Annotated in this window: 5 protein-coding genes and 1 pseudogene; 1 reads left to right on the forward strand and 5 read right to left on the reverse strand. The window is 40.6% G+C overall.

Annotated elements, in window-relative coordinates; translation table 11 throughout:
- Positions 1 to 447 precede the first annotated feature (447 nt).
- On the forward strand, positions 448 to 3,741 hold the full coding sequence (locus B3157_RS12130) for an Eco57I restriction-modification methylase domain-containing protein (RefSeq protein ID WP_292590695.1): 3,294 nt from the start codon (positions 448 to 450) through the stop codon (positions 3,739 to 3,741).
- A gap of 199 nt (positions 3,742 to 3,940) precedes the next feature.
- On the opposite strand, the gene B3157_RS12135 is transcribed toward B3157_RS12130, so the two are convergent.
- The 5 genes and pseudogenes from B3157_RS12135 to B3157_RS12150 all read right to left on the reverse strand — a co-directional run.
- Complete coding sequence (locus B3157_RS12135) at positions 3,941 to 4,753, reverse strand: hypothetical protein (protein WP_292590697.1); 813 nt, start codon at positions 4,751 to 4,753, stop codon at positions 3,941 to 3,943.
- A 429-nt stretch (positions 4,754 to 5,182) separates the two neighbouring features.
- Positions 5,183 to 5,473, reverse strand: coding sequence for a formylglycine-generating enzyme family protein (locus B3157_RS12140; protein ID WP_292590698.1), 291 nt, complete (start codon positions 5,471 to 5,473; stop codon positions 5,183 to 5,185).
- A complete protein-coding gene (locus B3157_RS12930) occupies positions 5,439 to 5,567 on the reverse strand; it encodes a hypothetical protein (RefSeq protein WP_414674294.1) in 129 nt (42 codons plus the stop codon). Before B3157_RS12930 ends, B3157_RS12140 begins: the two co-directional genes overlap by 35 nt.
- A 111-nt stretch (positions 5,568 to 5,678) precedes the next feature.
- On the reverse strand, positions 5,679 to 5,852 hold the full coding sequence (locus B3157_RS12145) for a hypothetical protein (protein ID WP_292590699.1): 174 nt from the start codon (positions 5,850 to 5,852) through the stop codon (positions 5,679 to 5,681).
- A 276-nt stretch (positions 5,853 to 6,128) separates the two neighbouring features.
- Positions 6,129 to 6,352 (reverse strand): annotated as a pseudogene (locus B3157_RS12150) (T9SS C-terminal target domain-containing protein); the annotation flags it as partial.

Genomic DNA, 6,352 nt, shown 5'->3' on the forward strand with positions numbered 1-6,352 from the left:
TTCGATTTCTCGTTTAGTGTGAAAAATGGAGTCTGACCCTATTTAATCTACGTATCTTTATCTTTGGGAATCATTTGTGGTCTTTGGTTTGTTCAATGGTTTCATTATTGAATCTGTTGGAGATCCTCCTTTTCGAGACACCCTACATAAGTGCTTCTCAAAGGATTTGTCGGAGTTTGTCAAGGAAAATATGCCGGTGTTAAGTACTTCAGGTTCTGGAATAGATCGGTAAAAGGTGCAAGTGATCGGTATGATGAATCCAGTTAACCTTAAAAGAGAAGCAAGATATTCGTTGGCATGGAGTATCGTTTCTCTATATGGCGTGCTGTAAAGACAAAAGATTTGAAGGCTACCCCAATACTACTACTTGGATTTTCGTTTCAAAATATGATATTATTGATTCATTGACCAATGGCTTTCTTGGAATCTAATGAACGGAGTGATAACATGAATCTACTAGATCTAGAAAAAGCGTTCAAACGGAATAGACTCCATAATGAGGATGATGTAAAACTGCATTTTCATACCGATATTGTTTACCCACTCCTTAAGCAATTCAATCCGCTCATGGCTTATGAATATCGCAGTGAAGGCATTTTGCCAACTAGTGGGCGTCCAGATGCTACATTTCAACATGTTTCTTTTGAGTTCAAAGCAGACGGGCGATTTTTAAGAGAAAGTGGAATTCATGAAGCGTTGTATGGCCGCAATGATAGAGATCATGGACTTTATGACTATATCTTAGGCAACTCAGGAATAGAACCGACAGATAACGAAGATACCTTGATAAGAAAGATTACAAAAAGCATTGGTATAGGTTTTGATGGTCGGAGTTTCATTTTTGCGCGTTTTGTACCATCACATGAGAAGCGTATTCTCAACACAGAGAAAGTCTCATTCAAAATAGCACAACCTTTGAATTTGAAATTCATCTATGAGAAGAAAGATTTTCTGAGCGGCTTGAAGCGATTGGCTTTACTTCTTAAACAAAAAGACAAGATTGAGTTGACCAAGCAGAATGTGTTAGCTGTCTTTAGCGCCAAGAGTGATTTCGTTCGTCGATGCATCCTTGATACCTATGAAGAGATCAAATTTAACCTCAATGATCTCAATGGAAGTGATCGCGTTCGTACTCTTTTCAGCGAATGGGATCGTGTATTTGGAATCATGTACGGTGACGACGAAGAAGCAACAGGATTCACTGAAGTGTCGTCGAGAATCAGAGATGTTTATGGCATTAGCGATGAAATTCCTATTGATAGTAAAATGTATCTCTTCGCTATGCAAACCTTCTTCAATATTTTCCTTAAATTGCTGATCTATTCTTTTCTATCTCAGCTAGTTGATCCCACTTTCAATCCAGAACAAGAACTGTCAAAGGCTGAAATAGACCGCCTTTTCGATGGTACAAATAATCAGAGCAATAATCTAGTCAGCAACTTCTTTGAGGCTCACTTTTTGGAATGGTTCACCTATACTAGCAGCGAGTTCGAAGTAAAAATAGTGAATGATACGTTAGAAAGAATCAATGAGTTTGATCTTGGCACGTTCGTAATAAAACCTGAAGATGTACAGGATATTCTTCAAGAAGTCTATATGGAACTCATTCCGGTAGAGATGAGACATCTTATGGGAGAGTACTTCTCTCCAGACTGGATTGTAGAACATGCTCTTGATTTGGCTGGTTATCATGGGGATATTGAAGAGACATTGATCGATCCATGTGCTGGCTCGGGCCCATTCCTAACACAGGCTATTAAGAGAATAATCAGAAGTCACGAAGGCACACTAACAAAAGCCGATATTTGCAAGATCACTAATAACGTAGTAGGATTTGATATTAATCCTATATCTGTTGTTGCTGCAAAAGCGAATTACATTCTAATAATGTTTTCGGCCTTCTTTGACAACTGCGATGAAGATTTCGGATCGCCAGTTGCTATTCCAGTATTCATAGCAGACTCAATTCTCTCTCCTGTTGTATACACTGAAGAAAACGGAAACACTTTGAAATTGAAGACTTCTGTAGGAGATCTTGAACTTCCTAAATTCGAGAGCTTCAGTAAGGGAAACGAGTTTTTGGCCCTACTAAGCAGCAGTATTCACGAGAAGGCCAAGTATGAAGTCTTTGTCAATCAAGCTCTCGGCAGGCGACTCATTCAAGCTAGTGATGAAGATGTTGTAAAAAGCCTGTTTGATAGACTATACGTGTTACACAGGAGCGGAAAGGATTCCTTCTGGCCTATCATTCTGAGGAATAGTTTTGCTCCAACAATGATAGGTAATAAGTTTGATTTTGTAGTTGGTAATCCACCTTGGATTGCATGGAAATCCATGAGTAGAAGCTATCGAGAAGGAACACTGGCTATATGGCAAAGTTATGGGATTTTTGAGAAGAACGCATATGACAAAAAGACTACCCACGATGATTTTGGCATGGCTGTTACATACGTTGCAATAGACCAGTATTTGAAAACAAATGGCACTATGGTTTTCTTGTTACCAGCATCATTCCTTAAGTCAACAAAAGGAGGTGAAGGTTTCAGGAAATTCGAAATCATTCGCAATAAGCAAGATATTCCTTTCCGCATTGAATGTGTACACGATTTTTCTAATGTTAGCTTATTTACTGTTCCAACTGTTGCGATCAAGTTCATTAAGGGTGTGGAAATGTCTTATCCGATTCACAAATACTGCGTGTACAGTCAAGTCGGTAGAAAATCTAGAATTGATTCGCATAGCACTTGGTCGTCAGTAGAAAAGCTCTTAACACAAGAAATTCTTTGCGCTCAACCAGTTGATCAGCACGACATCCAATCAGCTTGGTTGGTTCTGAAGGACATGACATTTGCGAATCGCGTCTTAGACAGGACAAAACAACGATCCTATCGTGGAAGGAAAGGGATTGAACCAGCCGGTGCAAAAGGAGTATACGTATTAAGACACCCGAAAAAAACCCACAATGGATATTTGAGAATTGAAAATGATATTACACGACAGCGAAGGCAGGACATTAAGGATAAGGGTGTTCACATAGGAGTCGTTGAAGAGACATTTGTTTATCCCATGCTCGGAGGACGCAATATTGCAAAATGGCTAGTTAGATCTAACGAATTCATGCTCGTTCCGCATACCGCAATTCACAAATATGGTGTACCAGAAAAGACTCTCGCACTGGAAGCTCCTCACACTTTCAGTTGGTTATCCTTCTACCACGACGAACTTCTGGCTACCAGAATACAAAACGGGAAATTCTTCAACCCAAACAATAATCCTTTTTATCGCTTGGATAACGTGGGAGAGTATACTTTCTCCCCATACAAAGTTCTCTGGAAAGAGCAGGCGGGGAGTATGGCTTCGGTTGTAGTTGGAAGCTACTACGAAAGTATACCAAATGCGGATCACGATTTATTTTCAAATGACAAGACCATTGTTGTAGATTCCAAAGTGCTGATGCTTGATGTCTATGATGAGATGGAAGCTTATTATGTCTGTGGGATTATTAATGCCCCCAATGTTATTCAAGTGATTGATGGGTATGGCGTATCAACCAATAGAGGTACGGATGTTCTGAAGTATATCGCCGTTCCAAAGTACGATGCTTACAATCAGACACATAAGAACATAGCTAATATTTCTAAGTTCATTCATGTCTTGGCACAAAACCATCAAGATTTCGAGACGAAGGAAAGAGAACTGGCCGAGGAGGTATTTCTGATGTTCACAAATCAAATATCATGAATGATATCCATAGTCTTTCTCATAGAACGATGGGAGATTGTCTAGCATTTCCTCTTGTTTTGATTTCGCACGAATAAATTCTATATGGAGTTGAGTACTGTACCCTTTCTTTTGACTTATTTCTTTCCTCGCCTATTTATTTGCATTCGGTTTTCTAAAAAGGAATTGCTTTGTCTGAAACCACAATGTAAGTAACAAATCACTTGTTTCTGGATAGAATATCCCATTTCTTCATATTCATATTGAACTCCGATTCAGAAAGCACATCAGTTTTATAGAGTACGTACAGATTTCTCAGAAGCTTTACTACATAATCACGATCGTCTTTTGGTTTTCCCAGGAAAAGTTCTTTTGCCCTCCCAAATTCATCTTCAGTAATCAATCCCTCCTCCATCAATCGATTCAACTCCACAATTTCCTGAGATACGTTAGTCGATCCTCGATTAACACCTATGCGTTGCCTATGAAGGATTTGATCTACTGCTTGTTGAAGCTGGTAAGCATCTTCCTCCTTTTCAGTAAATCCGACAACAGAACCTGTCCAGAAGTTGATAGAAAAGTCTTGTCTCCTTGAACCAGAGTTGATAAATGTGTAATTGACAAGTGTATCACAACCCATAGTATCCTCTCGAGAAAACAGGACTTCTTCGGATTGCCACGGCCATCTCTCTTTTGGTAAATACATTCGCAGAAAATAGTTCGTGAACACAATGAAATATTTGACATACCCGCTCACTTCTTTGCCATCCCAAGTAACTCCCGTCATAAAACGATGGACAAAAACCGACGCAATTACAACTTCCCCAGGATTAAGCTTACTTTCAGCCACAATAAGGCATTGTTCTGCAGTTGGAAAGTCCTGAGAAGAGAGTAGAAGCGCCATTGCGAGTAGAAATAACATTATTGATAACAATATGAAAACGGGTATGGCAAATCCAATAAGGAGAAGAATAATTCCTATGAAAATCAGTACAAACCCAATTTTAGCAAGAACGCTTTTGTTGAAGTTCAAGATAACCTCCTTGTCAAATTAGCCCCATTGTTCGTGTTTTGGCCATTTAGAAACTTCTCCAAAAGAAACTATCTAAGCTAACTTCAACCTAACAACTCTTTTCTCCAATAATCTACAACTATACCCAATAATCATCGGAAGACGCACGTAATCTAAAACTATCTAAAGGTAAATCGTAACTATTCGAACACCGGAGCCATTCCAATTCTCCTGTGTCTCTTCTAGCTTGTGGGCTGATTCCATACCCGGGTGATTGGAGGAACAGCAAAGGGTAAAAAATACTAAAGTGTAAATCAGGGCACCGTCCTGCAAATACGGAAGCCAGCGTTGTTGAACTTGATAGTGGGCGAGCCGTAGTCGCGAATCGCTACCCGCACGCCCGCCGCATCGTTGAACAAGCTACCGCCACGAACCACCCGACTGGAACCACTATTGCTGTAGGGATTCGTCTGTGCTGAACTGGAGTATCCACCCATACCAGTCGCTGCAACACTCCCACACGTTTCCAGACATATCGTAAAGCCCGAGCTCGTTAGGTGCCTTTGTCCCCACTTCATGAGTCTTACTCCCTGAATTGCCTTTGTACCATGCTACGTCATCTACGTTATTGCTACCTGCATACTTGTATCCATTGCCCTTGTTTCCACGTCTTGCCGCATATTCCCACTCTGCCTCTGTAGGTAGTCTATGTCTTACTACCTTCGATGGATCTGTCGTCACTATATTCAGTGTTCATGATATGCCCAATTAGAATTGGGTTCTTCGGATTGGAGATTTCTATTATTAGAACACCGTTTGACCAGTCGGCAAGCAAGAGACGCTCTTCCTTAGGCGATACTATAGCATGTGGTCCTCTATATACTTCTAATTGTGAAATAGCTTATATGTGTCCAAGGTCGGAGGAGTCGTACACGACAAGTTGCCCTTACATTGTACAGAACATTTCCCCTTTATAACCCAGCAGGTTACTACAGTTAATATGAATCTTCAGCCTGTCGATCATCTCCGGATTGTGAGGATCACTTGCGTCAAAGAGCAGAATACTTGAGCCGGACGGTTTTGGGAATCCCGATTCACTAGTTTCCGCCACTCTTTTCACACAAACCACCTCTTCCCATGAATGAAGATGATTCTCACAACTGCATTTCTTCTCAAAATCCCTTCAGAACAAGTGCAGTATTATTTCCGAAACAAAAGACTCTTTCTTTCAAGAGATGATGCATTTCGGGTTGTTGCTTAAGAGCATAACAATCTATAAGTACCTACTGGTAAATATCACAAGCAGAGCAAGAGTGGGGACACGAACGGAAAAGTGTTATTTGTCTAAGAATCTGCCCTTTGAAAGCTATCCCCTAAATGCGTTTGATCTCATAGTTCAATCTAGTTTTACTACCCAGATATCCGATTCTCCATGGTTCCCACTCACGTCACCGTTGTTTGATTCTGTCATTCCAGCAACGATATACCCGCCGTCACTCGTCTGCTGAATTGAATATGCATCATCCCAATTACTTCCACCGAAACACTTCTGCCACTGAAGACTGCCAGTACTGCTCAGCTTTACTACCCAGAAATCATCCGCGCCATGGTTCCCACTCA

The sequence above is a fragment of the Mesotoga sp. UBA5557 genome (assembly GCF_002425715.1).
Classification (GTDB): Bacteria; Thermotogota; Thermotogae; order Petrotogales; family Kosmotogaceae; genus Mesotoga.